Origin of the sequence: Bacillus sp. MSP13 (assembly GCF_000815295.1) — a bacterium.
Lineage (GTDB): Bacteria > Bacillota > Bacilli > Bacillales > Bacillaceae > Bacillus > Bacillus vallismortis.
In genome coordinates this window covers 1-24,773 of record NZ_JXAQ01000010.1, presented here as the reverse complement: position 1 = coordinate 24,773, position 24,773 = coordinate 1, and the positions used below count along the sequence as shown (strand labels likewise).

Below are 24,773 nucleotides of genomic sequence, written 5' to 3'. Positions count from 1 at the left end.
TCTCTTGCAGATGTTCTCATTATACTCTAATTGGCGAGGGCATATGTGTTTTGTCGAAAAATCACGTATTAAAAGCCATCGATTCCCTGACGTTTTAACTCCTGAACGGCTAATCGCGCCAGTGCGTCGGCTCCCGCGCGGTTTGGATGCAGCGTATCTCCGTCCATGTATAGCGCGAGAGTTTTTTCCGGGCCGATTGATGTAAAGTAAGCCGAGCTGAGGACATTTAAGTCAATGAGGTGTGTGTTTTCCTCTTCGGCCAAGGCCAAAATAGAAGCCCTGTACCAGCGGTTGACAGACGAATGGATGCCTTCAGGCGTAAAATCTGTCGCCCGTCCCTGTGGTGCGGAAAGGATGACTTCCGCCCCCTTTGCTTTCACCTGGCGGATCATATCACGCATCAACTCCTTAAATTCCGCTTCAGATTCATTATGCTTCGGATTTGTGTCATTAATGCCAAGCTGCAACATAAAATAATCCCCTGGCTTGATATACTTCAAGATCGCCTCAAGCTGTCCGTCATTTCTGAATCCTCTCGCGATCTGCCCGCCAGACGCCATGTTTCTCACTTGAAAGGTATGTTTATCGATATAGTGAGGCAGCATCTGCCCCCAGCCCGCCTGCTTGCTGCTGTTGAGCGGATAATAATTGCACACCGTCGAATCACCGCCGACATAAATGGTTCGATTCGTCACAGGCTGATCAGACAATTTCTTGATTTTCAAGGCGCTGAGCGTAAAAGCGGTGCCTGCTTTCCCCTCTGTCACCAGCAGATTCAACTGCCCGTCAGTGACAGGGATTTGGAACGTATCCTCCGCGCCGTCCCCCGTCATATTGATGACCTGAAACACACCCTCCGCCGCCACACTGGCCCTTGCTGTATTGCCAAGCGTCACCTTCACCTCATAAAGGCCGTTCGGAAGATCCACGTTAAACGTATTGTCGCTTTTCGTCCCATACGCCAAAAACTGAACCGCATCACTCTTCACACCAATCCCGGATGCCGCCACATCCTTCATATTCTCCGGTGTTTGAAAACCGTAACCCTTTGACCGGTCATACCGATCAGACGCCCTGACACCAATGTAACCAGGCTCAACCGAACCGCTCCCAAAGTCAAACTGATACACCTTCGGCTCCGCGGCCTTCACACTCTTAACCCCGCCCAAACCAAGCATCAACATCATCATAAAAACCGCAGCCATCCATTTTTTCATTAAGATTCCCCCTCTATGAAAACGCATACATTAATGCATACTCGGTGATTGTTTCTTTATGATGATTGTAGGGAGAAAAAAATTGCGTTGACAAATAAAATTGATGTGCCATTTTTCAAAAAGGTGGGTCTCAAGCAAAAAAGGCGAAAATCAGTGTGACTTCTTGCCACACTTGATCACATCCCATCCTCCGCAATAGAAACTCATTTGGTTTTCTTGATCATACACATAATAGCGGAGCCTTTCCCATTGATCATCAGTCGGTTCAATCTCCAACTCAACCCCATCGATGGATTCAAGATCATCCAGCTTCGATGCACTGATGTCTTCAAACCGCAGATGAATGTCACAGGTTTGAGCTGATAGTTTTAATTCAAACACAGGAATTTGAATATAACGTTCATCAGCTTTCATATAGAAAGTAAACTCATTGAATGTAAATGGGCCTGTATGCTTTTTCACTATATTGTGTGATATTCATATGGTACCCCTTTATCGTTAGGATAGTACGCTGCAAATCTCTTGTCTGACTTGCTCATACAAGAGAATGTGATGATGCAGAGCGATATCGTTTTTGATCATATCCGGCGGGATTTCAGGATACAGCTCAAAAAAGCTTTTCCCCAACAAACGTCGCTGATGCCGGGGCATCCTTTTATTCGCCATCACATAACCCAAACTGCCGGCGATAAGCATAAAAAACTCATACACTTCCGCTTCAAAGCCGTACAAGTCATCAGGATATGGCGTTTCTTCAAGCTCTTGCTTTCTTTTTCTCAGTTTTTGAAGCACGCTGATCCTCTCCCTTAGCGATCTTGAAACAGGATAGACGGATATTTATCAATCGCCTCTAACAGCTCTTTCCCAAACACAGGATTGTACATTTCTACGGATCACCCAAAAGCCCCCAAGAAAAATCCTGATAAAAAAAGAAATAATAGTCTCCATTTGGAAATACGGGAACAGGCCATTCGCCAAATTCATCCTTAGGCATTGCCTGGTGAGGGCTAAAGGTATATCCGTCATGCTGCCAATCTAAAGCGTACATCACATCGTTCTTTCCAGTACATGATTGAAATGCTTTTAAAATAGAAGTCTTTAAATCACTCAGCTCTCCGCTCACATCATTAAGATCAGCTTTACTGCTCATCCAGTTTGAGATATCAAACACTCGATAAGGTTCAGGCGGGATGATATGATGACATCTGCTTCCGGGTTTCCATTTTATGAGCTTGTTCACTTCTAACCAGATGCGGTCTTGTTTTGTCTGACTTAAAACACGCCAATTCATCATCATCCCACCCCTACACATTATTGGATATCCTGCTTATAAACACCAGAAGAGGTCACTGCGTAAACAGCGTTACTTGTCAGTTTCAGCTGTTGAACGTCTAGGGCTTCATCGTTCGAATCACAGCATGTGATCTCTTCCATCTCTTGACTCACATCGGCAGAAATCAAACAAAGAGACGGCTTAAGGTCTGCACTGTAACAGTTGACCGTCCCGATCCAAAAACCTTCTTTTGATACTATAAGCTGATCAAATGCTTCTAATTCAGGTGCTTCATCCGACTCAGCATGGAAAAAATAATCTTGGGTGTCCATGTTGATGATTTTATTCATTTTTAATTTTTTTCATTTGTTACGCTTCCAGGTTAGAAATGAAGTGATAAGAATAAGCCATTTATTAGCTATTAGTAACGGACAGCCTAGTTTATTAATCGTTTTGATATAAAGCTACTTTCCAATTCAGTCTTAAATCCCGATGACGTTGTGTTTTACATTTCGTCTGGCTGCTGTTATGTTCTATAGGAAAAGAGAGGCTGACAACCTCTCTTTTCTTATTTAGTGTTTAATTGGTATGCATAAAACGATTGATCATCAAAGCGAACTGTTTCAGCTTCTATAGCAATCAGCATTCTGTTCATGTCAATGAGAAAGTTAGCATTTGATTGATACTCTGGAATTTCAGGATTTGATAGATTCCCGATTCCTTCTGGATGATAACTCATCTCAAATACTTGCCAATTGTATTCTTCCGGATCTATTTTTTCCAATCTCATGTCACCAACATCTGCACTATAATAAGTGGATGCCACATTTTGAAATAATATCTTATGCGCATATTCACCTTCACCATCAAAAACCTTGATATTAAGTGTGAGCTCTTTTTTAAACACATTAAAATCTAAATGAAGGACACTGCACCCCTCATCTATATAATCAACCCAATCATTAATTGTTTTGTACATTGTCATCTCCTACCTCGTTTTAATCAATAACGCCTTGCAACAAGCAGAAAAATTAATTACTCCGTATATGGTTTGATCCAATCATTTAAATCATCTGTTGAATGCAAATAAGCATCAGGAGAATCTTTCAAATCAATCCCGCTTAGAAGGATTAACATATCCCAGACTCTATCGTCTTCTACCTCGGGATCATCAGCATAAACATAAGTGCCCGCCCAATCTGACACTTCTTCTCTTGTTGTTTGTCCATTTAAGACACTTTTGATTTTATTTATGCATTTTAGCTCGCTCAATTTGATCACCACGTATTCAAAGACTGTATGACATTTGTTAACAGGATTCGGTCACCGTACGTAGATTTTGACTTTATTATCTGTGTGTTGTTTCATAAAATATAATCATCAAACCCGTCTCTAAACTATAAGCTAAGTACTATCCTAAATACTCCTCAACGGTTTTTACATTTGGTAATAGCCTTTTTAGAGTACCTATGAAATCGGGGCATCCAGTGAATACAATATCTGACGAGTCAAAAAATCCGATTTCAAATACAGCTCCTTCAACTGGTGAGCAATAGTTCTTATTCCAGTAAGCCGCATTCTCATTTATGAGAGGTATCGAGGATAAAGACACCTTCTCCAATGATTGTGGGACAGCTGTAAATACTCCAAAAGCGGGAATGATGTCATAAATACTGAGTATTTCCTTTAGATTTTGACCTTTTATGTACATGAATTCTATTTGTCTCGTGAATAATTCATGCTCAATGTAATCTTTGTTTTTGAAAACTGCTACATCAGATAGATCACTGATCAGCCAGTTATACTCCTCAACCTTCAACTCGATCCTGTCAAACAAGAGTTTTACATTAAAGAATTGATCATTATGTTCTAAGACAAGTCTCATTTTCCCCACCTCCTTATACAGTCATAAGCCGTAAACCAGCATTATTCGCTAGCCATACCCATGCCGATATGCTTTCAAAAGCGTGCCCCTTCTGACAACATGGACATGACAAAGCAACCGGGCTGATACCAACATGAAATTACATCGCACTGCCCTTCAGATATTTTTGTAACTCGCCCAAATATTGACCTGATACAATGTCTAACTGAATAGCATGGATAGCCGTGAGCGGCTGCATTCGCCAGATGGACGTCTGAGCCAGCAATTTTCAAGAAAATCCAATTTGAAATTCCTTCTTCTATAAAATGGCCGGGCAAATCGATCGGCAAAGCTTCCCCCTCAAAAGCCCGGCTGTTTTGCATGAGCATTTGAACCAGTACTTCTGTATCAATAAGAGGATGATTCTTAAATCGCAGCACATATGCCTGATGCAGGTAAATGTTCAAATCATATTCGTGTTCGAGGGAGTCCATTTCAATGTACATTGTCTCCTTCAAGATGTTCAGCGGGGCAATGTCGATTCCGGTTTCATTACCTTGCAGTACGCTTAAGAAAATGTAAATTTCTTCAACATATTTTTCGCTGGCTATCAATTGAAACTGATCGTTTTCCCCCAATCATCCACAGCGCTTTCAGCAAGTCAGAGCGACGGATTTTCATAAGGCCAAAAAAATGATGGAGCTCACCCGTTTTATAAACATGTTCAGCCCCTTTTTCTGCATCTGCAAAATCAATACCTTGTAGTCCATTCCACAGCTTGCGATGCAATTGAACACGGGTCGGGGATTCATAGGTGATCTGGGCAAACAGATAGATACCGGCCTCTCCGGGCAGGATCTTATAGATAAATTGGCAAGCACGTTTAAGGTATGCCTCATATTCACAGTCCATAAAAATTCTCGAACCGCGCAAACACACTTTAGGATGGGTGCCGTCAAGCACAAAATCAGACCAAACGTCCATTTTCCACTCTCCTTCAAAAACACGTTTAAATGCTTTGAGCTTCAACTTTAAGAATATGACATGCCCCGCATAGGGAAAAATAAAGGATCATCTCTCCAAAAAACAAGTCGCCATATTTTCCATCGAAGTCATTCTCACCGGTTATCAAAGCGACAAATGTCATGTCTTGTCCGCATTCACAGCATGTCAAATCAAGCTCATTTTCTGCGAGCAAAGGCTTGCCAAATACGCGGCCAAAATATGCGGTTCCGAGTGCTGTAAAAATCTCATCGTACCTTTCTTCAGACGTAGGATAATCTTCAGCTTCCATCTCGACAAGCGAAACCGGGACGAGCCGCAACGGAACCGGAATTTGATCTTCGGCATCAGCCTTTTCAAACTCTTCCTGTTCTTGTTTGATGACAGCCGCAGAGCGGTTTCGAAAGTCGATCTTAAAGAATTGCTCCTCCCAGAGCATTGAGCAATTTAAGCATGAAAACAAAACCAGTTCTTCACAGTGCTCCCCTCTCAACACGCTCAGCCGGTCATCCTTTACATCAAGACAAACAAGCTGATGCATTGGAGTCCCGCAAAGCCTGCAATTCGGCAGAATCCACTCATCCCCTCCGACATGATGATGATCCTCTCCCGGTGACTCTTCAAACATAATTTTATAGCCGATCGGTTTGATTGAAGCTTTTTCCGTAAAAAATATGTTCCAAAAGGTTTCCTCCTCAGAAAGCAATCTACCAATAAACAAGCTCGCACCCGTATTCCGTGTGCACTATACATAATCCAAACTGACCCTTAGGCTCAACCAAAATAAAACTATGATTGAGTAGCCCTTCGTCGAACTCAATACATTTCAATAAGCCATCAAGGTGCTCGAGACATTTTCCAAAGGTACAAACTAACGCACCAATTTCGCTGCTGTATTGATGAAACAGCAGAACGTCCCTATCATCATAGGCAACATAGGACTAAGATGTTTTCAAGATCAGCTGTTTCGCCTCCGTTTTTCCGAGAGCTTCAACCTCACGGGTGTTGGCTGGTATTGAATTTGATAAAAACAGCTCAAGCAACTGCTTGCTTTTCGCCAGATCAGCAAAACGATAAGTGAAGCCTCTTTCTGCACAAGGGACTAGTTTTTCTTTGGTTTCACTCTTCAACAAACGTCTTTTATTCACGGCGAGTTTTTCGATCAATCTGTTTTGCATGAGTCGCATTCCCTTCGCCGTTAATTTCTCAAGTTCTATTAAATTGTTTCATCATTCTCTTGTCTTCTTTGTCATGTATCCTTCAGATTTGTTCTAAAAAAGCTTGTATCGCTTATTGATACAAGCTTCATATTCTATACTACTTAAAACTCACCCAGCGGATTTTCCTCAAAACGCTCCCACAGTTTTGGAAACCTTTGAGGCAAATCTTCCTCTTCCCAATCCAATTCAATACCGTCCGATTCAGCAACTCCCTTTTGTTCAAGCGCATCTAAAAGCTCGTCGTGTACTTCATCATCCCATTCATCGTCGCCAGTCTTCATATATGTCAACGCCTCAATTGCCACTGACAGCAAGTCTTCATTTTGTGGATAACCTTCCTCGTCAAGCGTTTCCTCCGCGATGTATGCTGCCAAATACTCGTGATCATCCAGCACTTTTTCGAATGTCTCTTTGCCCTGGGCAATCAGCCATCCGCGGAAATAATCAAATGTATCGTCCGAACAACCGTCCATTAGGATGTATGCTGCCGCCCATAGTGAGGACAGATAGCTTTTTTGCATGAATGTCTGAAGCATAAATTCAAAATCAACGATCTCATTGATTTCTTTTTTCAATAATGCATCACGCAGCCACTCATTAGGTTCTTCCTGGCTGCCAGCTTGGTCAATAAGCTGCCAAAAAGATGTTTCATTCATTTGTTTTCCCCCCTCTGATATCCCTCTTATAGATCCCTGAGTCTGATAGTGCATAAATAGCATTACTTGTTAGTTTCAGCTGTTGTATGGAGAGCTCCCGCCCGTCTTGATCACAGCATTTCATCTTTTGCACCGGCATCTGACATCAGCCGGAAGGAGGGACAGTGAATGTTCATCTTTGCATATCCAAAACCCGTCATCTGAAATCGCAAGCTGGTCATATACCCCCGAACATTCTTTATCAGAAACAATCCACACTCGTCTCACGTCCGTCTCATCAAAGGCAGCAATGACTGTATAAGAGTAATACAGCATGTATATCAGTCCGTCTTTTTCTGCAAGTGCATAGCAGTCATCTACCACGGGCGCATATATTTCTGAAAGCTGTTGATCAAAGTGAGTTTCCTTTAGTTGTCCGTCTAAAGTGAAGCACAGCACACTTTGTCCATTCGAGTTTTCATCATCATAAATGCCTTCATCACTTAAACCGACCCATAGGTTTTGTTTCCCATCCAAAAGACAGCAGGAAACCCCGGAAGGCAAGTGAAAAACACTTTTCTCCCTTCCCTCTTCTGAAAAAACCTTTACTTTCGGCTCATACGATTCGTAATAAACCAAAACATAGCAATTTACACTTTGTTGAAAGAGCTGAATATCGCTGTATGCAATCTGCTCTTTTACTTTAAAATCCTTAACAATCACCAGAAGGATCATAGATTGAAACAGTGATATCACCTTTCACACCTTTTCCAATGTAGACACGTCCCTGTGCATCGGCATGAAAAAAACAATCGTGGGTTTTCGTGTTGATGATTTTATTCATTTTTAAGTTTTTCATTGATCATGCTCCCGAGTTAGGAGTTAGAAATGGCTGAAATTTGTTCTCTTACTCGTTAACCTTATACGCATAAAATTGTTTTGAATCAAAAGAAACAGTCTCAGCCTCTACAGCTATCAATCTTCTGTTTATGTCAATGAGAAAATTAGCATTTGAATGATACTCTGGAATTACAGGATTTGATAGGTTTCCGATTCCTTCCGGGTGATAACTAATCTCGTAAATTTGCCAATTGAACTCCTCCGGTACAACCTTTTCCAATCTGATATCACCATCACCTCCATTAAAATAAACAGAAGCTACATTTTGAAATATAATATTATGCGTATATTCAGCTTTATTTTGAACAACCTGAATCTCAAGTAAGAGTTCTAGTTTAAAGAACTGATAATCGATCTTTAAAACATTGCAACCCCCGTCAATATAATCTATCCATTGTTCAATTGTTTTGTACATTCTTCCTCTCCTGACTAATCTCTGTTTATATACCAACAAATCCGTATATAAAAGGGGCTTGATGATAATCATAATTTCTCATCAAGCCGAAAAAGTATATACCTTTTATCCAATCATTAAATCATCTGTTGAAAACAAATAAGTACATGAGAGTCCTTAAAATCAATCTCGCTTTTGATTTTAATTATGCATTCTATTAGCTTTACCGCGGTTAAATTGATCACCACGTATTCAAAGTTACTAAGAGGATGGTTCTTGCAAAATAAAGCTAATAGAAAGTAATTGACCTTCAAATTCAATAAAATTAATAAACAGTCTAGATGCGCAATTTCTTTCAGGGTACTCTTGATAGCTCCCACTTCATCACTATGTGGATTAAATAGATAGACAATATCATTTATGCTCTAAAACCCAAGATAAAAACGGTTTCTTTTAATAACTGTTCAGCCTCCTTTTTGCTATTCACCTTGAATTTTCGCGCAACATACATTCAATAGAATTTGATAAGACTACTTCCAACAAATCGCGGCTTTGCCCTACATCAGCGAATTGGTAGGCAAAACCTCTTGCCGTATTTTTTTTAATAGACTTTCTATGATTTCCATTTAGTTTTTCAGATATTTTTTCATAAAACACTACCTTTTTTAGTTATTGATAGAAAAACTCCTTTCACAGTTAATTAAATTAAGAGAGAGCGAAGATTGTCTGTCTTAAAAAGTGTTTAATTAATAGTTTTCTAATTCATCCTCGATATCAGAGTGAACTTGAGGAATTGGTATTGAAATTGAATCATTATTATTGAAAAAAATAGAAATGCCGACTTTATCTTCAAGCATACCAGGAAGCCAGTTCTCTACAAAATCCTCTAAACTTATTGATTCCGGGTTTGTATCTTTCCACTTCTCAATTGCACAATATTTTGCATGCTCTTTTGTTGGCCAAAAATGAAGTTGTATTTTTCCATTATCGTCTTCAGATGTAACCCATCCTTTCTCATTACTTAATGACCAGACTTCTTCATAATCAACAACTTTCTTAATAAAATAACGATATCTTTTATTAGGATCTAACCTTAACGTCATTTCAAGTTCTTTTTCATTCATTTTTTATTCTCCTTATTATCTTCTATATTTCCATCGAGTACTTTTATTTTTTCTACCTTTACCGTAACCATCGTGAAAATGCTGCAACCTATGATTTCTTATTACTTGTAAATTAGAATGCTTATAGCTCGAACCTTTTCTTGCCTCATATCCTCTTTTGTGAGCTAGTTCATATCCTTTTGGGACACGTATAGATTTCCTATTTTTGTATTTTTTATGCCTGATTTCATTTTTTATCCACCCTCTAACATGCCTAGGTTGTTTAGGATCCTTTAATAAAGATTTTAACTTAGCTTGTTTTCCTTGTCTGCCTGCAATTTTTGCAAAACTATAAACCCTCTTAGCACCCTTAAATATCTTCCCAGGACCAAAGTTAGAAGCAGCTGCCCAAGCAACACCTTTCCATCCTTTACCTGATTTATATGCCTTATACCCATCATAGGCTGCAAATCCGGCATTTACCACAAGCCATACCCAATGCCCATCCGGATCAACATTCATCACCGGGTTATTATTTCCATAAGCATACCCATTTTGATCCAATGAGTCGCCGTCGCTGCCCGGGTCTGGGTCGAGCGATAGGAACACGCCGTTTCTTAGCTCGTAGTAGCGGGCCATGAGATAGTACAGGCCGGTTTCTTCGTCGTATTGGTAGCCTGCGTAGCGGTAGCGGTTGTCTTTTACTTCGTCGCTTGCTTCGGTTTTTGTTGGATTTCCCCATGCGTCATATTGATACTTGGCAACGGTTTTTCCCGTGCTATCTGAGATTGCAATGACGTCACCTTGTGCGTTGTAGTGATAGAAATATTTCTTGCCATTTTGCGTGAATGCTAGCAGTTGTCCACTATCACCGTATGTGTATGCTTTTGTGACTTTGTTGTCCGCGTCCGTTTCATACAAGACGTTCAGGCTGTCTCCGTCGTAGAAGTAGTTCGTGACGTTTCCGTTGACGGTTTTTTGGATTCTGTTTCCTTTTTCATCAAATTTGTATGTTGCGAACGGCTTGTCTTCGCCTTTTTTTGTAACGGCAGTCAGGTTATCCTCTGCATCCCACGTATATGTGAATTTGCCGTCGGATGTGCGGTTGCCGTTTTTATCGTAAGAGATGCTTTCATCATTGACTTTTGTCAGCTGGTTCATGATGTTGAAGGAAGCATTCACCGTTTTGCTTGTACCGTCTTTTACAGTTGTAACGGTTTTCCGGTTCCCGAATCCATCATATGTGTATTCAATGACAGTACCGTCTTCATGGGTTTCTTTGACAAGCTGATTCAGCTTCCCATACTCATATTTCACCTTGTCGCTTGCTGAGCTGTTTATCGTTGTGCGGTTGCCGTTCGCATCGTATTCATAGCTTTCTGTCAGAATGCTTCCGCCATTTTTGTCGCCGATATGCAGCGAGCTTACAAGGTTTCTTTCGTCATATGAAAAACTTGTTCCGCCGCCGTTGCCCGTAATAAAGGTTTGGACGTTGCCATTTTCATCATAATCAAATGAATATGCAGATGTGCTGTCTTTCATCTCAACCATTTGATCAAGTTTGTTATACGTAAATTGATTCGTTCCTTTTTGGTCCCCATGAGTCCACGAGAAGGTTTTCAGCTTATCGGAGTCACTAGGATATGTCCAAGTTTGGCTGCCGCCGCGGTCGGTCAATTCGGTTAAACGGTTTTTGTTGTCAAATGTCCGTTTCTTTGTGGTGTTCTGCTCTTTATTGACGACCGACGTTTCATTTCCATTTTTGTCATACGTGAAATTGTACTTTTCTGTACCGTTATACGATTTTGATTTTACCCGGTCTGTTCCATCATAAGAAAGAGACACTTCGTTGCCATTCGGTGAAATGGTTCTGGTCAGGTTGCTGTTGGCGTCATATTCGCTTGCTAGCACATTGCCCAGAGGGTCAGTTGTTTTGACAAGCTTGCCCATCACATCATATTCGTATTGATAGGTTTGATCTGCTCCCGCCCGGATGGTTTTGCTTACCTCATTGCCTTCCTTATCATAGCTGTGAAGGAGAGACGTGCCGTTGGAGAGCGTCATGTTTGTCAATTGGTCTGCCTGATCATACGTATAGGTTGTTTTGTCGCCTTTTGCATCCGTTTCAGCTGTTTTCTTACCCGTTTCATCGTAATCAGTTGAAGTGGCGTAACCTAGTTCGTCCTCTTCCTTGGTCACATAGTTACCATTGCTGTCATACGTGCTTTTGGTTAAAAGGCTTCCTTCAATCAGGCGGATATCATCAAACCAGACTGTGCCTGTCGCACTCTTTTGAAACAGAATGCTGATATCGACTTTATTGATCGGTTTTGTTTTTGGTATAACAACAGCTGCGCGGTTCCATTCCTGTGTTCCAGAAGGGAATTTCGCATTGTATACACCTGTGCTGCCGTCCGCGTAAGTGACATTCGCTTGCAGAGAATAGTCTTTTTCATCTGTAAACTTGACGCTGCTGGCTTTCGACATTCCTGTCAGTGTGAGATAAACCGGTTTGTCGTTTGCGCTTTGCCCTAAGACAACGGTTTGTTTTGTTACTGATCCGGCTTGGGACGCACTGGTTCGGGCAGCTTTTAATGATACATCATCATTAAATCCTTCCTCAGAATCAACGGATGCCCCGCTTACGCTCCAGTTTTCCGTTGCCGATGTGAAACTGCTGTTTTGAACTGGGTTATAGCTTGACGATACTTCGCCTTTTTCCAGCTGGACTTCATCAAACCATGCTTTTCCTTTGCCATCTTTATCTCTATGATCGACTTCCATGTACACTACAGCTTTTCCTGCATGAGCTGGAGTCGTAAAAGTGATTTGCCGTTTGGTCCAATCATTTTTCCCAGCTAATGCACTGTATTCATTGTGAATCCATTGAATTCGTTTTTGATCTTTGTCTCGCAAATCAATGTTAAAATAGGCTCTTGATTTCGATAGATCTGTTTTGATTTTCCCGCTTAATGTATAGGTTGTATTCGGCTCCAGTTCCACTGTTTGTGTCGCTGACGAATACCCGAGATCTGTTCCGGCAGTCGTTGATTGGCTCAAGACTTCCAATGCCTTTGATCCGGAAAGGACTCCGCTTTTAGCGGCGACGACTGAGATTTTGCCGCTGTCTTTAGATGCAGTCAAACTCCAGGCGGATTTTTGCGCTTCAAAGCTTCCGTCTTTTAGAATATTGGTTGAGGCTGATAAATCTTTGCTAGATTGAATCTGATTTCCGTATTGATCATAAACAGCTGCTGAAGATGATTTTCCGCTCTGATCGGTTTCGGATACAGCATCCAGTCCGTCATAGGCAATATCAGTGACATTCCCCTCGGTATCCTTCACCTTTGTGACATCGTTGTTTTTGTTGTATTCGTATGTCTCTGTTCCATATGCGTCTTTAATCGATGTAACGTTGCCATCTTTGTCATATTGATAGCTTTCTGTTGCTTTTCCGGTTCCAACGTCGTTTGGATCTACATCTTCTACGACATTATTGCCTTCATATTTTGTATTCGTTGTAATTTTGAGCCCTTCCGCATCATCAATGACCTGAATGGGATTTCCCGCTTCATTATAGCCGTACTGTACTTTCCGGCCATTCGGCTGTGTCATGAGAAGCGTCTTTTTATCAGCATCATAGCTGTAGACATATGTTTCTTTCTTAGCATTGATCGCCTTATCAAGACGATGTCCGCTATACTGATATTCGGTAAAGACAGGCTTTGCTTCGGTACTATTGGCTGAATACTGTTTGACCAGGCGCCCTTCCGCATCATAGTCATAGCTTGTGACAGTCCCGTCTGTATCCGTAACCTTCTTCAGCAAATCATTTTCATATGAGTAGGTGACTTTCTTATTCTTAGGTCCGGTGATGGAAGTCACATGGCCATTTTCATCATATGTGAATGTGAGCTTGCGGCCTGATACGTCTGTAATGGCTGTCAGTTGATTTTTGTCATTGTAAGTGTAGACAGTTGCATTGTTATGGCCATCCACTACCTTTTGGAGTTTGCCGCCTTTTTTATTGAAATAAGCGTTGGTTTGATCCTTTGTTTTTAATATGAACTGATCAGCTGTTTCTGTTAATTCAAGATAGACACCGGTCGGCGGCTGATACGTGCCATCGGCTTTTTTCGTAAAGCGATGAGTCGTAGCATCTTCATCAATATACATTGCCCCGCCGCCCATTGAGATGACAGATGTTTCTGCATCAGCATACCAGCCTTGTCCAAATAAGTGATCGGAGCTGTCAAGACTGTTGTAGGTTCTCGATAAGCCAAGTCCCGGCCCTCGTCCGTCAATTGATAAATCTTCTTCATTTACAATGACGTTGCCTGTCGCACCATTTAACTGGCCGCTTGGGATATCAATGATAGACCAGTATTCTTCTGTTCCAAGGAATTCTGCGCCTTCATGGAACGTTGGGTTAAAGGGTGCCGTCGGAATCGTTTCACCATTCGCATCATAGGCGGAAAGAGTGAAAGAATAATTCTTCCTCCCTTTGTCATTCCCATTCGCATTGTTATAGACAGGTGACGGATCAAGTGCCAATTCACGGCCTTTTCCGTCTGTATGTAGCTTGTAGCTTCCGGCTTTTATTTCCTCAGACGTCGGCCAGATGTTTTTATTTTGGGTTGTCCAATGATCCACGTCCCCAACATCATAGGACTGATATTCTTTTCCGTTATAGATATTAATTTTATAGCCTTTCGCATGTTGTACCTTTTCCCATATCAAATTCACATAGCCGGTTTGGCTTGATTTTGTGTTTGTATACACATAACCGGATAAGTTCTTTGGTTTAGCGATATCAGGAAGTGAAGGGTTGGCAGCCGGTGATGCAATGGCTTCGCCATCTTTGTTATAGGCGATGATTTTAAATGAGTAATTTTTTTTGGCTGCATCCCCACCGGCGTTTTTATAGGTTGGCCCGGGATTGATCGGCAGCTCTGCTCCGTTGCCGTCCTTTAGATGAAGAGCATACTTTCCCGCTTTGATTTCTGCACTTGTCGGCCAGATCTTTTTCCCCTTGGTGGTCCAAGACGTCTGATTTCCCAGATCAAGTGTCTCAAAGCCTTTTCCATTGAACACCTGAACCTTATAGCCGGTTGCACCAGATACAGCTTTCCAAGAAAGATCGAAGTACCCTGTGGCATTCCCATTATTAAAGCCCTTTGTTGACGGTGCTTGCGCTTTTCCTACATGAGGGATAACAGGCTTTGCCGGTGCGGACATTGCTCCTTCTCCCTGGTCAAAGATCACACTGACGCCAATCCAATAGTTTTTGCTTGTGGCATAGCTTCCGCCGGAGTTCTTATACACGGGAGATGGATCTAGCGCTAATTCAGTTCCGCCTTTACCATCAAGGTGAAGCTTGTACTTACCGGATGAAATTTCTGCATTTGTCGGCCAAATGTTTTTCCCTTTTGAGCTCCAGGATGTCGTGTTGCCGACTGAGATCGCTTGATATTCTTTCCCATTATAAATCCACACCTTATAGCCTTTTGCACCATCGGCCTTTTTCCAGCTGATATTGAAAAAGCCAGTGCTGTTCCCGTTACTGTATGCTTTAACAGCAGGTGTGTTTCCCTTTGGTATGGTGTATGTCACTTCAATATACGGTTTATTGGCGGAGTTCGCTGATGAAATCAGTTTTTTCCAATATTCTTTGCCGTTTCCGTTTGCATGAAGCTTAAATCCATAGTTGGCCCCGCCGGAATTCCATGACTTTACAGCCGCCGTCACATCGTAGCTCGCCCACTGTCCTTTATGGACGTCTGCTTTTCCGATATTTTTAGATGCCGGTTTCGTGTTCCAAGTTACTTTTGCATGATCATAATTGCTGTTGACTGTATCCAGCCAGAGACCGGTTGCCTTTGTTCCATAATAGGAATGGGCAACGTATGTTTTTAATGTCGCTTTGGTGACAGTCATATTTTGAATCGGTTTTAGGTTGTTAAATTTCATGAACGCATAGTTTGTGCCTGTTGTTTTGTCATAGTAGCCCGTTTTCAGCACGTAAGATTTTAGATTGGCATCCCATTTTTGTGAGGATGCCGAGTAATTCGTCGTCGGATAGGCGCTCATGACAAACGTATCTGATGAAACAGATACAGACGTTGACGGGTCGATAGAAACTGGGTATACCCGTTCAGGGTCTTTCAGCCAATTCTCGTCCGCTGTGAGGTGAAGCAAATACCCTTGTTCATTCTTTTCCAGCTTGTAGCTGACTTTGTCCGACCGTTCAACCTCACCGGAAAGCTCATCTAACTTTGAATCCGTCATAAAAGGTCTAGGCACAGAAAAAACAACTTTTCCTTTTTCATCAGAAAAATCAATGGATCCATCCTCTTGTTCTTTAGCCTGTAAATCGGTTTTGACCTGAAATGTAAATGTGTTGTATCCATCATACTGATGGAGGACTACATCTTCTTTGATGTTTTCGTTGAATGTGAAAGTCTGAAGATCAATATTCGGAAACACATCCGGATACACAATCTCATTACTGTCGGTCTTATAGTCTGCTGAGGGTATCTTTCGGAGTAAGTGAAGGTTTATTTGGGCCTTTCGCTTCTACAAGTGAATATGTAAGTTTGTGGTCATTGTACTCAAAAGTCGCATAAAGCCCGTTGTTCATTTGCTTTTGAAAATCTGAATTCAGGATGGCATTTTCTGTCTCGACTTGTTTGCTTGTCGACTCTTTTAACTCAGGAGAAATGTCTTCCCAGTCAGCATTCGGTGTTTCCTTTGTATGAATAGGCTCAGGATATACTTCCTGTTTATAAACACCGTCTCCTTCATAATAAAGCTTTGTATTTTCTGTTCTTTCTGAGGTGATCTCTCCCTCTTTGTTTATATCTTGTTGAGGAAAAGGCACCGCTTGTTCTGTTTGTTCATTCTGAAGCGTTTCTTCTGGATCATCAGCAACGATACGATTTCCAGCCTCTTCTTCTGTGGTTTTTGCCAGTACATCTGCCGGAAATATTGAAATCATTAGAGCCAATACTAAAAAAACTGCAATGAACCTATTAAAGGCCCGCCTCTTTCTTTTTTTCATTTCCTCTCTCCTTTTGTAATAAACGTAATATTTACCCAATAATCTTAACTAGAATGAAATATTATTACAATATTTTTCTAGAAAGTTTATGTTATTTTAAGGAATAGCGAGAGTCAATTGACCTAAAACAAAAAAAGGCCCATTAGGCCTTTTCACACTCTTCCTGTCATTATTGAACTTGTTCAACATCCTTACCCTCAGCAACCAACTCCGCCTTCCCCCGCTTCCTGACAAGCGTCAAAGCCATGCCCGCAAAGATCATCACGATGCCTAGTGTTTGGTAGAGGTCTGGGCGAAAGCCTGTGAAGACGGTATCCAGCACGATCGCGACAGCTGGGTCGAGGAAGACAATGATGGAAATAAATTTCGTTGATAAAAATCGTAAACTATCAAAAAACAGCAAATAGACAATACCCGTATGGATGATTCCGGTAGACACCACCATGATCCAGTTGCCTTGAGACAGTCCGGCAAAAGCGCCGAAGTGAATAAACGGAATCAGAATGATGATGCCTAAACCCGTTTGCAGGAAGGTGGTCGTGTAAGGGCTGAGGTTTTGAATGCCTTTTCCCAATAAAGTGGTAAACGCATAAAACAACGCGGCGAGAACGGCCCAAATGATTCCTGATCCCATTAGCTGTGTTAGTGATGTGCTGCCATTAATCCCGGAAATCAGCGCCGTACCCAGAAAACAGATGATGATGGAGCTGACGGAGATGACGTTTAATTTTTCTCTGTAGATGATGCTCCCCAGGAGAAGAACTAGCACTGGCGCAAGGTGATAAACAGAGATGGCGATGGTGACAGATGTTTCTTCAAAAGACTTAAATAAGAACACCCAATTGAATACAAGAAAGAAACCGCACGCCAATGTTTGCAACACTTCTCTCTTGCTCCACTTTTCGGTTTTATACTGGCCGGATACCAGCCAGCAAAAGCTTAAAAATAGCGTTGCGCAAAGACAGCGGACGAATACCAATTCGAATGACGGCAGATTGGTGTTCTCTGAGAAAAAACCGATGGAACCGAAAATCACCATAGAGATGACCATTTTCAGCACGGCTGTTGATTTTTGTTTTGACGAAATGGAAAAATCCTGTTGCATCAAGCGTATTCTACCTCCAGTTATGTATAGGGAAAGCACCCCAACTGTAAGGTGCTTTTCCCTTTATTATAGTTTCTTGCCGGCTGTCCAGCCGCCGTCTATGACAAAGTTTGAGCCTGTAATAAAGTGCGCCTCATCAGAAGCTAAATACTTCATACAGGAAACGATATCACTCGGCTGTCCCCAGGTATGGAGGGCATGGTTATCTTTGATTAGCTGAACCATTTCATCATCTTGAAAATATTCTTCCGTTAATTCTGTTTGGATCACGCCGGGTGAAATGCTATTCACTCTGATTCCCTTTGATCCGAACTCCATAGCAAGCTGCTTCGTCAGTCCAATGACCGCATGCTTGGAAGACACATAAGCGGCCCGCGCAGGCTCTGCCATCAGCCCGGACACAGAAGCGATATTGATCATACAGCCTCGTTTCTCCAGCTTAGACCACAGCCTTGCCGCGTCCCGGGAAAGAATAAAAGCTGCTGTCAGATTAATGTCTATGACCTTTTTGAATGATTCTGCTGATAGCTCAAGAACAGAGGTGATTTCCCTTATTCCTGCTGCATTGATTAAGATGTCAGGAATCACTTGGCTTTGTTCAAGCTTTGGCATCAAAGATTCCGCCTGCTGAACATCAGACAAGTCTGCTTCTACCATGTGAAAGTCGCTGTTTACTATAAATTCTGACATTTTATTTGTTTGAATATCTACCCCAACGACCCGAAAACCGTCCGCTAGAAATTGCTTTACGGCTGCAAAGCCGATTCCACTATTTGCCCCAGTGATTATTATATTCTTTTTTTTCACCATTTCACATTCTGCCTTTTTTCATTTTGGTAATTCGCAATTATCTGAATAATAGTTTGACAAAAAATTACAACCAGTTTAGTATCGCACTATATCCTCTATTTTCCACATTATCTATTATACAGGAAATTTCTAAAAAAATCATCTGCTTTTAAGGAGAGATTCATATGGTTCCAGTTTCAAAAGTACAAAAAGAGTTAACATCTGACATTTCAAACTATGCTTCTTTTTTAAAGGAAAACGGCTATTCGTATATTCCAGCAGCTTTCTACCAGCAAAAAACTACAGACGACGCTGTCCGCGAATTACAGCTTACATATGAGGCTTTGAAGGCTGATCCTAAAGGAGGCGGCCGTTACAGAGCGCATTCCCGCTATATTCTGGCTCCTCACTCTGACACCCTTGAATTAGATTCTGATAACGGATATTTCCAATCAAAAGAATATAATTACGATGACGGCGGTATTGTCAGAGAATTCGATAGAATACCAGATGAGTTTCTACAGCATCCTGTGACGCAGCAAATGATACATTCAAATCTAGAAATGGCCCGCCAAACCGATTTTGTCGATTGGGAGAAAGAAGTGATCGTCGGCCTCCACCAAATCAGATATCATGTCACACCTGATGCGCCTTCATACAGTTCTCCCATTTGGCTGCATCGTGATGATGAACCGCTTGTATTCGTGCATCTGTTTCAACTGAGCGAGGATGCCATCGGCGGGGATAACTTGATTGCTCCGTCTGTCAAACAAATTGATAAAGTGCTGCGGCTTAAGGCCCCGCTAGAAACACTCGCTCTCGGGCAAAAGGTCTTTCATGCGGTAACACCGGTCGGCACTGTAAATGAAGATGGCGCACATCGCGATATACTATTGGTTACATTTTCCAATAAATAAAATGATAGAGATTCTTAGAGCAAACTATATTCTAGAGGCAGAAAGAACATACCAAGAGCTTTATGAAAAAGAAAGATATCCACAATGAAATGATCAGATGATTTTTCACATTTGTAAATTTAAATTGTTTCAAAAACACCCCCCGCTATCTCTGAGAGCCGGGGTGTTTTTTGCTAACGCGAAGATCTCCCAATAAATACCAACCTGCTCAATTGGGTTAACGATAGATGAGAAGGGGAATGCTGTTGATATCGCACCTTTTACAGCACACTTTACGTTTTAGAAAGGAAAGATGTTGATGGAGTCTATCTGGTTGGAATATGCTTGGACGTTACTCATTTTAATTGGATTAGAAGGACTGCTGTCGGCTGATAATGCCCTTGTACTGGCAGTGATCGCCAAGCATTTACCCGATGATCAGAAAAAAAGAGCGATAAATTATGGAATCATTATGGCATTTGTCTTCCGGTTTGGGGCGCTTTTTGCCATTTCGTTTATCGCAAATGTCTGGCAGATTCAGGCGATAGGAGCAGCGTATCTCCTTTACCTGGGGTTAAAGCATGTGATAAAGGCCCGTTTCGGGAAAAAAAATGAGAACATTCATGAGGAAGCCAAAGAAAAGGCTGCCGGAAAAGGTTTTTGGCCTACAGTCGGAAAGATTGCTTTAGCGGACCTTGCTTTTGCCATTGATTCGATTCTGGCTGCGGTTGCTTTAGCGCTCGGTCTTCCGGATTCACCGCTTGATGATTTCGGCGGCATGGATGGAGGCCAATTTATTGTTGTTGTCCTTGGCGGGATTGCCGGGCTTATCCTGATTAAGTTTGCAGCAACCTGGTTTGTCAAGCTCCTTAATCAGCGCCCTGCACTGGAAACAACCGCTTATGCCATTGTGGCCTGGGTCGGGGTCAAACTGGTGGTCATTACCCTTGCCCATGAGGATATCGGGATTTTAGATCACCACTTTCCGCACAGCACCACCTGGACGCTGATCTTCTACGGCGTCTTAATAGCCATTGCATTATTCGGTTGGTTTGCGCCGGCCAATAAAGCAGCAAAGAAATAGCATACGGGACTATTATGTGAACAAGGCCGCTACACGCATTGAAAACAAAAAGAGGCGTCCATCCCTTAGGTATCAATGGGAGTCGCCTCTTTTGGTAAAGATTCGCATCAAAAAACATCTTGTATTTTTAGTTGTGTTTTCTTGGAACATAAAAATAACAGTTACAAAATTACAGAAAATACAAACTCTACTCTTCTTCAAACAGTGTTCACTTATACAGCCATTTAATTAAGTCTACCATTGAATCACTCAAGTGTGATTTTCGGACGTCAGTTAGTCACTATAAATTTAGCAATACAAAAATTCAAACGAGTAGTTTTTGGAAAATGAAGATATGTATCGCTAACTGTCTAAGAAACACACTAGTCATATTAAAAATCAAAATTGGCGCTTTCATCAAGCAATTAAACACCATAAACTTTTGTCCAGAATAATGGTCACAATAGGTTATATCTTCTATGGTTTACCGGCTAGGGAAAATAACTCTGTTCTTTTGATTGCATATTGTGTATAAATTCTCAGATTTTTTCCTTAGACTAGATTACATTGAATGAAGTCATTTATTTGATTTGAAAGTATGGAACTACAATAAATAAAGAAGCAAGTAAGACTAAAGCAATTATTATGACTGTATATATGCTTTTTATTAAAACGCCAAAAACCATAAGTAACAAAGGCATTAATATAGTGAATACTCCAATTATAAATAGTATAATCCCCATTCTTTTTGATAACTTATCCTTATCACCTAAAAAAGTAAAGTCATTGTAATTTATTAATAGAACTAATATTTTTTTTACACCAATTAAATAGGCAAATAATAAGCATATAATCCCGCCAATAATATAGTTCATCAATCTCTTTCACCCTTTATAATGGCTTCTAAAAATTGCTTTGAATCAAATCCTAACTCTGCATCGGCTTGTTTTTTTATTTCTGTTTGATTGTCTAAAAAGAGCTTATACTTAGAACTTATTTTATATAACATATCACTAAATTTACTTCCTTCTTTTAATTGTGGAAGGTCATTTCCGCTATTTACTTGTTTAATAAAATTCTCTTTAAACTCTTCACTTGTTTTAACATTTTTAACCAAGTCTATTATTGCTCGTTTTTGTTGCTCAATTAGTTCAGGGTCTTTATTAATTATTTTATTTACAGTATCATAATTGCTCTTCTTAAGTCTTTCCAACTCTTGCTCATTTTCCATAATTAACTTCATAATCGGATGATTATCCTCTACCTCTTCAATGTCATCCAAATAACTAACTAAATTTAACCAATCCAAGCGTTTACTCTCATTATCAATAGTAACTTCTAAAAAAGGCTCAAACATAACAACAACAAATTCACCAAATTTACCCGGGAATATTCTCAAGATTTTATCCAGTATATATTCTTTCTTTTCTTGATCTTTTAACTGCAAAGTGTCTTCTAAAATTTTAATCTTATCACTAAAATCGTCTATTTCATTTATATTTTGTATGAGAGTCTCTGTTAATAATCTTTGTTGCTCAAGCTGCTTTAAATTTATATTAATTTGATTTAACTGTTCATTTAGTAATTCTGAAAGCCTTCTTTCTCCAATTAGAAGAGATTTAATTTCTTTTATAGGCATATGAAGCAATCGAAGGGACGCAATTAAGTTCAACTGAGAAACTTCTTTTTCGGAATATTCTCTGTACTGATTCGTTGGGTTTTTATTAACTTCAATTAATCCTTCAGATTCATAATACTTAATCGCTTTTTTAGTTAAACCTGTTAATTCAGATACTTGTTTAATATTCATTACATTCACCCCTTAGAGTTTTCACTTTTATCTTAAAGGTGTCCGTGAGGGATATGTCAATAAAAAAATGGATCTTAACTTTTTAAAATTAAGATCCATTTTAGAGTTTAATTTAATCTCTCCACCATGTTTTTAGTAAGCATTTCATTCATCAAAGAGGTTTTATCATTAGTCACAGTGGAAGCTACAACAACTGCTCCGGCCACAACAGCTACCCATATAGCAGCTACTGCCGTCCACGTAACAAATGTGACACAAGCTCCTTCGGCAGAGTCAACTTGAGTATTTTCAGAAATATTTGGATCAACTTTTTTTAGAATTTTTCCGCTTCTTGTGAGAAGTTCCTTGACTTCTTTTGGATCCTTTTTTTCATAAATGGCTTTCTCTAAATTATTGAAGTAGTCTGGATCTACTTCCTTCATTTCTGCGATTAACTTAAGTGCTTTTCTCTTCGATTCTTTTGTAGACAATTTTTTCAAATTCTCTTTGCTCCAAACTTCCGGAAAAAGTTTTGCTACATCTCCTTGCCCAAAGGCTACACCAGCATAAATTTCTTCACCAGAAAATTTATGGCCTTCGATAGCCTCAGCAGAGTTAAAATGACATGTAATTGATGAAACTAACAATACAAAAAGAATGAATATTAAGTTTTTTTTGTTGATGAAATTCCCTTTCATTTCTTTTCCCCTTTCTTATTTAATAATTCAGAACCTTTTGTTTATCCCCCCTTTCTAATAAGCCTTTTTTAAGATTCATTTTTTTAAACTTGAAAGGTTTGTCTAAAGGTCTTAAATATAAAATTAAAATACTGCACATAATCATAGAAAAACTAATCAAACCAAACATAATTGCAAAAATATCATGCATGAGCAGTCCTATATAGAATAAAAGATTCCAACTTTTTTTCGGTGCCAGTATAGCTGCAAATAATAAAAACTGAATGAGCAATGTTCCCCAAGTAGCTACCACAATATATTTACTAGTGATTATAAATTGAAACACATGAAGTATCGGCTCTGGAAATCCCAACATTAAATGTTGAGAATAGTAATAAACTGCTGTTCCATTAATCCAGTCTTCCTCACCTAACTTAGCTATAAATGAATTAAAATATAATATAGAAACTTGTACTCTTATTACAACAAAAGAGACCAACGCTATCATCCTAGCATAAAACTCTCCGTTGCTTTTAATGTCACTTACTTTATTATTACACCAATGCCATTTCCTACCGTCGGTTAATGTTATAGGTAAGAGCAATAGAGTAAATACCGCATTCACCTGTTCGCCACCATCAATCGTAAGTGCAGAAACTTGCAAACTATAACAGATCCACCAATGGAAAAACCCAGTGATTCTCGGTCGCCAGCCAGTTGCTATAATTATCAATAACAATACACAAATCCACCGTACTATATTCAGATGAGAATAATCATTTGAGGTAAGGCAAAAAACACTTGGAATAGTTTTTGGACAATAAGGATAAGTATCTATTCCGCTAGCTGGTCTAAAAAACACACTGGCATCATTAAAAATAAGCGTTAGAGCTGTCGACAAAGCCATTAAACTTCTTGCTAATCCATAAACATTTGTCCAGGGATAGTTACAATTAACCCAATTAAAAGTTTTTTCATTGAATGTCTTATAAACACCTCCATTTAAGAACATTTAACTTCAACTCTCAATACTTTAGATTCTTTTGAAATATTACTTCTACTTTTATTGCTCCATGCCCAAGGTATAAGTGTTTCTCTGGATAAACCTAAGTTTCCGCACAAAGATGGATTAGGTGTTTTATTTTTTATAGCAAATAAAGTATCAGTCTTTTTTAAACAAGCTCTTGATCCGTCATGACAGTTCTTCCATTCTATAGAGCTTGGAATCTGTTCGATTAAATATCCCAACTCAATCCCTTGCGCTCTTCCATGTCTGTCTAACCCGAAAATGTTCTTAAAGCTATTATTTGGCCAAGAAACTGCCTGTGTATAATTTTTAGTTTCATAGACATTTACCATTTCTTCTCTAGGATTTTTACTGAAAAACCCCCAACCCTGAGGATATAGAGTTTTCATGAAACTTTGTTCATCTAAATTTGAAGACCATGGATTTGCGGGTAAAACGGCAATGATCGACTTACCTATAAAAACCATCCACACAGCAGAAATGACTACTAACATTAGAAAACTCTTGTTTTTTATCGAACTTTTATTCATATCGAATCTCCTGTATATTTGTTAATGGTTATTATACATATATTTACATAAAAGAAAAAGGTAAAATAGAACTGTATTTATTTGGTTGTTTTATTCTTTAATAAATTTAATTTCCTTTTTGTTTTTCTGTATGTTTATTTTTATTTTCTATTATTCAATATATTAGTAACCCGTTTTTACTCACTATACATTCAAGTTTTTTTGATAAAAAAAAGAGAGCTTATTAGCT

At 40.0% G+C, this 24,773-nt stretch carries 20 protein-coding genes and 6 pseudogenes; 2 read left to right on the top strand and 24 right to left on the bottom strand.

Features of this window, described 5'->3' with window-relative positions; all coding sequences use genetic code 11:
• Positions 1 to 68 precede the first annotated feature (68 nt).
• The 19 genes and pseudogenes from SC79_RS10750 to SC79_RS10660 form a co-directional block, all read right to left on the bottom strand.
• Positions 69 to 1,217 (bottom strand): rhamnogalacturonan acetylesterase, encoded by a 1,149-nt coding sequence (locus SC79_RS10750; protein WP_039075028.1) that lies wholly within the window; start codon positions 1,215 to 1,217, stop codon positions 69 to 71.
• Between the two features lie 372 nt (positions 1,218 to 1,589).
• A pseudogene (locus SC79_RS21300) lies at positions 1,590 to 1,670 on the bottom strand (hypothetical protein); the annotation flags it as partial.
• Positions 1,671 to 1,715: 45 nt separating this feature from the next.
• Entirely contained in the window at positions 1,716 to 2,009 is a 294-nt protein-coding gene (locus SC79_RS10740; RefSeq protein ID WP_039075027.1) for a YxiJ family protein, read from the bottom strand.
• A gap of 14 nt (positions 2,010 to 2,023) precedes the next feature.
• Positions 2,024 to 2,511 (bottom strand): annotated as a pseudogene (locus SC79_RS10735) (DUF2716 domain-containing protein).
• A 17-nt stretch (positions 2,512 to 2,528) separates the two neighbouring features.
• Positions 2,529 to 2,789 (bottom strand): annotated as a pseudogene (locus SC79_RS10730) (DNA-binding protein); the annotation flags it as partial.
• 269 nt (positions 2,790 to 3,058) lie between these two features.
• Entirely contained in the window at positions 3,059 to 3,475 is a 417-nt protein-coding gene (locus SC79_RS10725; protein WP_039075026.1) for a YxiG family protein, read from the bottom strand.
• Between the two features lie 50 nt (positions 3,476 to 3,525).
• Positions 3,526 to 3,774 (bottom strand): DNA-binding protein, encoded by a 249-nt coding sequence (locus SC79_RS10720; protein WP_039075025.1) that lies wholly within the window; start codon positions 3,772 to 3,774, stop codon positions 3,526 to 3,528.
• Positions 3,775 to 3,901: 127 nt separating this feature from the next.
• Positions 3,902 to 4,375: a hypothetical protein gene (locus tag SC79_RS10715; RefSeq protein WP_052245594.1), complete on the bottom strand. Its 474-nt coding sequence runs from the start codon at positions 4,373 to 4,375 to the stop codon at positions 3,902 to 3,904.
• 74 nt (positions 4,376 to 4,449) lie between these two features.
• On the bottom strand, positions 4,450 to 4,992 hold the full coding sequence (locus SC79_RS10710; protein ID WP_156122669.1) for a hypothetical protein: 543 nt from the start codon (positions 4,990 to 4,992) through the stop codon (positions 4,450 to 4,452).
• On the bottom strand, positions 4,943 to 5,338 hold the full coding sequence (locus tag SC79_RS10705; RefSeq protein WP_039075023.1) for a hypothetical protein: 396 nt from the start codon (positions 5,336 to 5,338) through the stop codon (positions 4,943 to 4,945). Before SC79_RS10705 ends, SC79_RS10710 begins: the two co-directional genes overlap by 50 nt.
• A 25-nt stretch (positions 5,339 to 5,363) precedes the next feature.
• Entirely contained in the window at positions 5,364 to 6,077 is a 714-nt protein-coding gene (locus SC79_RS10700; RefSeq protein ID WP_052245593.1) for a hypothetical protein, read from the bottom strand.
• Positions 6,064 to 6,534, bottom strand: a pseudogene (locus SC79_RS10695) (YxiF family protein). Before SC79_RS10695 ends, SC79_RS10700 begins: the two are co-directional and overlap by 14 nt.
• A 143-nt stretch (positions 6,535 to 6,677) precedes the next feature.
• Positions 6,678 to 7,232, bottom strand: coding sequence for a DUF4240 domain-containing protein (locus SC79_RS10690; RefSeq protein ID WP_039075022.1), 555 nt, complete (start codon positions 7,230 to 7,232; stop codon positions 6,678 to 6,680).
• A gap of 510 nt (positions 7,233 to 7,742) precedes the next feature.
• Positions 7,743 to 8,070 (bottom strand): annotated as a pseudogene (locus tag SC79_RS21295) (DNA-binding protein); the annotation flags it as partial.
• A gap of 48 nt (positions 8,071 to 8,118) precedes the next feature.
• A complete protein-coding gene (locus SC79_RS10680) occupies positions 8,119 to 8,526 on the bottom strand; it encodes a YxiG family protein (RefSeq protein ID WP_039075021.1) in 408 nt (135 codons plus the stop codon).
• A 725-nt stretch (positions 8,527 to 9,251) separates the two neighbouring features.
• Entirely contained in the window at positions 9,252 to 9,629 is a 378-nt protein-coding gene (locus SC79_RS10675; RefSeq protein ID WP_039075020.1) for a DUF2750 domain-containing protein, read from the bottom strand.
• Positions 9,630 to 9,644: 15 nt separating this feature from the next.
• Positions 9,645 to 16,668, bottom strand: a pseudogene (locus tag SC79_RS10670) (DNRLRE domain-containing protein).
• 169 nt (positions 16,669 to 16,837) lie between these two features.
• Positions 16,838 to 17,773: a DMT family transporter gene (locus SC79_RS10665; protein WP_039075019.1), complete on the bottom strand. Its 936-nt coding sequence runs from the start codon at positions 17,771 to 17,773 to the stop codon at positions 16,838 to 16,840.
• Positions 17,774 to 17,839: 66 nt separating this feature from the next.
• On the bottom strand, positions 17,840 to 18,583 hold the full coding sequence (locus tag SC79_RS10660) for an SDR family NAD(P)-dependent oxidoreductase (RefSeq protein ID WP_039075018.1): 744 nt from the start codon (positions 18,581 to 18,583) through the stop codon (positions 17,840 to 17,842).
• A gap of 164 nt (positions 18,584 to 18,747) precedes the next feature.
• On the opposite strand from SC79_RS10660, the gene SC79_RS10655 reads away from it, so the two are divergent.
• Both SC79_RS10655 and SC79_RS10650 read left to right on the top strand, forming a co-directional pair.
• On the top strand, positions 18,748 to 19,479 hold the full coding sequence (locus tag SC79_RS10655; RefSeq protein WP_039075017.1) for a 2OG-Fe dioxygenase family protein: 732 nt from the start codon (positions 18,748 to 18,750) through the stop codon (positions 19,477 to 19,479).
• Positions 19,480 to 19,777: 298 nt separating this feature from the next.
• Positions 19,778 to 20,542, top strand: coding sequence for a TerC family protein (locus SC79_RS10650; protein ID WP_039075016.1), 765 nt, complete (start codon positions 19,778 to 19,780; stop codon positions 20,540 to 20,542).
• A 560-nt stretch (positions 20,543 to 21,102) separates the two neighbouring features.
• Here SC79_RS10650 and SC79_RS10645 read toward each other — a convergent pair.
• The 5 genes from SC79_RS10645 to SC79_RS10625 all read right to left on the bottom strand — a co-directional run bounded on the left by SC79_RS10645 (position 21,103) and on the right by SC79_RS10625 (position 24,544).
• Positions 21,103 to 21,396: a hypothetical protein gene (locus SC79_RS10645; protein ID WP_231559193.1), complete on the bottom strand. Its 294-nt coding sequence runs from the start codon at positions 21,394 to 21,396 to the stop codon at positions 21,103 to 21,105.
• Positions 21,396 to 22,331 carry a MerR family transcriptional regulator gene (locus SC79_RS20585; protein ID WP_039075014.1) on the bottom strand — a complete coding sequence of 312 codons (936 nt, stop codon included), beginning with the start codon at positions 22,329 to 22,331 and terminating at the stop codon, positions 21,396 to 21,398. Before SC79_RS20585 ends, SC79_RS10645 begins: the two co-directional genes overlap by 1 nt.
• Positions 22,332 to 22,438: 107 nt before the next feature.
• A complete protein-coding gene (locus tag SC79_RS10635) occupies positions 22,439 to 23,008 on the bottom strand; it encodes a sporulation delaying protein family toxin (RefSeq protein WP_039075013.1) in 570 nt (189 codons plus the stop codon).
• A gap of 19 nt (positions 23,009 to 23,027) precedes the next feature.
• On the bottom strand, positions 23,028 to 23,999 hold the full coding sequence (locus tag SC79_RS10630; RefSeq protein WP_039075012.1) for a sporulation-delaying protein SdpB family protein: 972 nt from the start codon (positions 23,997 to 23,999) through the stop codon (positions 23,028 to 23,030).
• Positions 23,990 to 24,544 carry an SdpA family antimicrobial peptide system protein gene (locus SC79_RS10625; protein WP_039075011.1) on the bottom strand — a complete coding sequence of 185 codons (555 nt, stop codon included), beginning with the start codon at positions 24,542 to 24,544 and terminating at the stop codon, positions 23,990 to 23,992. Before SC79_RS10625 ends, SC79_RS10630 begins: the two co-directional genes overlap by 10 nt.
• Between the last annotated feature and the right edge of the window lie 229 nt (positions 24,545 to 24,773).

Excerpts from the sequence above, each read along its gene's own strand:
- SC79_RS10750 (WP_039075028.1), bottom strand. The coding sequence starts at position 1,217 with ATGAAAAAATGGATGGCTGCGGTTTTTATGATGATGTTGATGCTTGGT.
- SC79_RS10725 (WP_039075026.1), bottom strand. The coding sequence starts at position 3,475 with ATGACAATGTACAAAACAATTAATGATTGGGTTGATTATATAGATGAG.
- SC79_RS10715 (WP_052245594.1), bottom strand. The coding sequence starts at position 4,375 with ATGAGACTTGTCTTAGAACATAATGATCAATTCTTTAATGTAAAACTC.
- SC79_RS10705 (WP_039075023.1), bottom strand. The coding sequence starts at position 5,338 with ATGGACGTTTGGTCTGATTTTGTGCTTGACGGCACCCATCCTAAAGTG.
- SC79_RS10690 (WP_039075022.1), bottom strand. The coding sequence starts at position 7,232 with ATGAATGAAACATCTTTTTGGCAGCTTATTGACCAAGCTGGCAGCCAG.
- SC79_RS10680 (WP_039075021.1), bottom strand. The coding sequence starts at position 8,526 with ATGTACAAAACAATTGAACAATGGATAGATTATATTGACGGGGGTTGC.
- SC79_RS10675 (WP_039075020.1), bottom strand. The coding sequence starts at position 9,629 with ATGAATGAAAAAGAACTTGAAATGACGTTAAGGTTAGATCCTAATAAA.
- SC79_RS10665 (WP_039075019.1), bottom strand. The coding sequence starts at position 17,773 with ATGCAACAGGATTTTTCCATTTCGTCAAAACAAAAATCAACAGCCGTG.
- SC79_RS10660 (WP_039075018.1), bottom strand. The coding sequence starts at position 18,583 with ATGGTGAAAAAAAAGAATATAATAATCACTGGGGCAAATAGTGGAATC.
- SC79_RS10655 (WP_039075017.1), top strand. The coding sequence starts at position 18,748 with ATGGTTCCAGTTTCAAAAGTACAAAAAGAGTTAACATCTGACATTTCA.
- SC79_RS10650 (WP_039075016.1), top strand. The coding sequence starts at position 19,778 with ATGGAGTCTATCTGGTTGGAATATGCTTGGACGTTACTCATTTTAATT.
- SC79_RS10645 (WP_231559193.1), bottom strand. The coding sequence starts at position 21,396 with ATGAACTATATTATTGGCGGGATTATATGCTTATTATTTGCCTATTTA.
- SC79_RS20585 (WP_039075014.1), bottom strand. The coding sequence starts at position 22,331 with ATGAATATTAAACAAGTATCTGAATTAACAGGTTTAACTAAAAAAGCG.
- SC79_RS10635 (WP_039075013.1), bottom strand. The coding sequence starts at position 23,008 with ATGAAAGGGAATTTCATCAACAAAAAAAACTTAATATTCATTCTTTTT.
- SC79_RS10630 (WP_039075012.1), bottom strand. The coding sequence starts at position 23,999 with ATGTTCTTAAATGGAGGTGTTTATAAGACATTCAATGAAAAAACTTTT.
- SC79_RS10625 (WP_039075011.1), bottom strand. The coding sequence starts at position 24,544 with ATGAATAAAAGTTCGATAAAAAACAAGAGTTTTCTAATGTTAGTAGTC.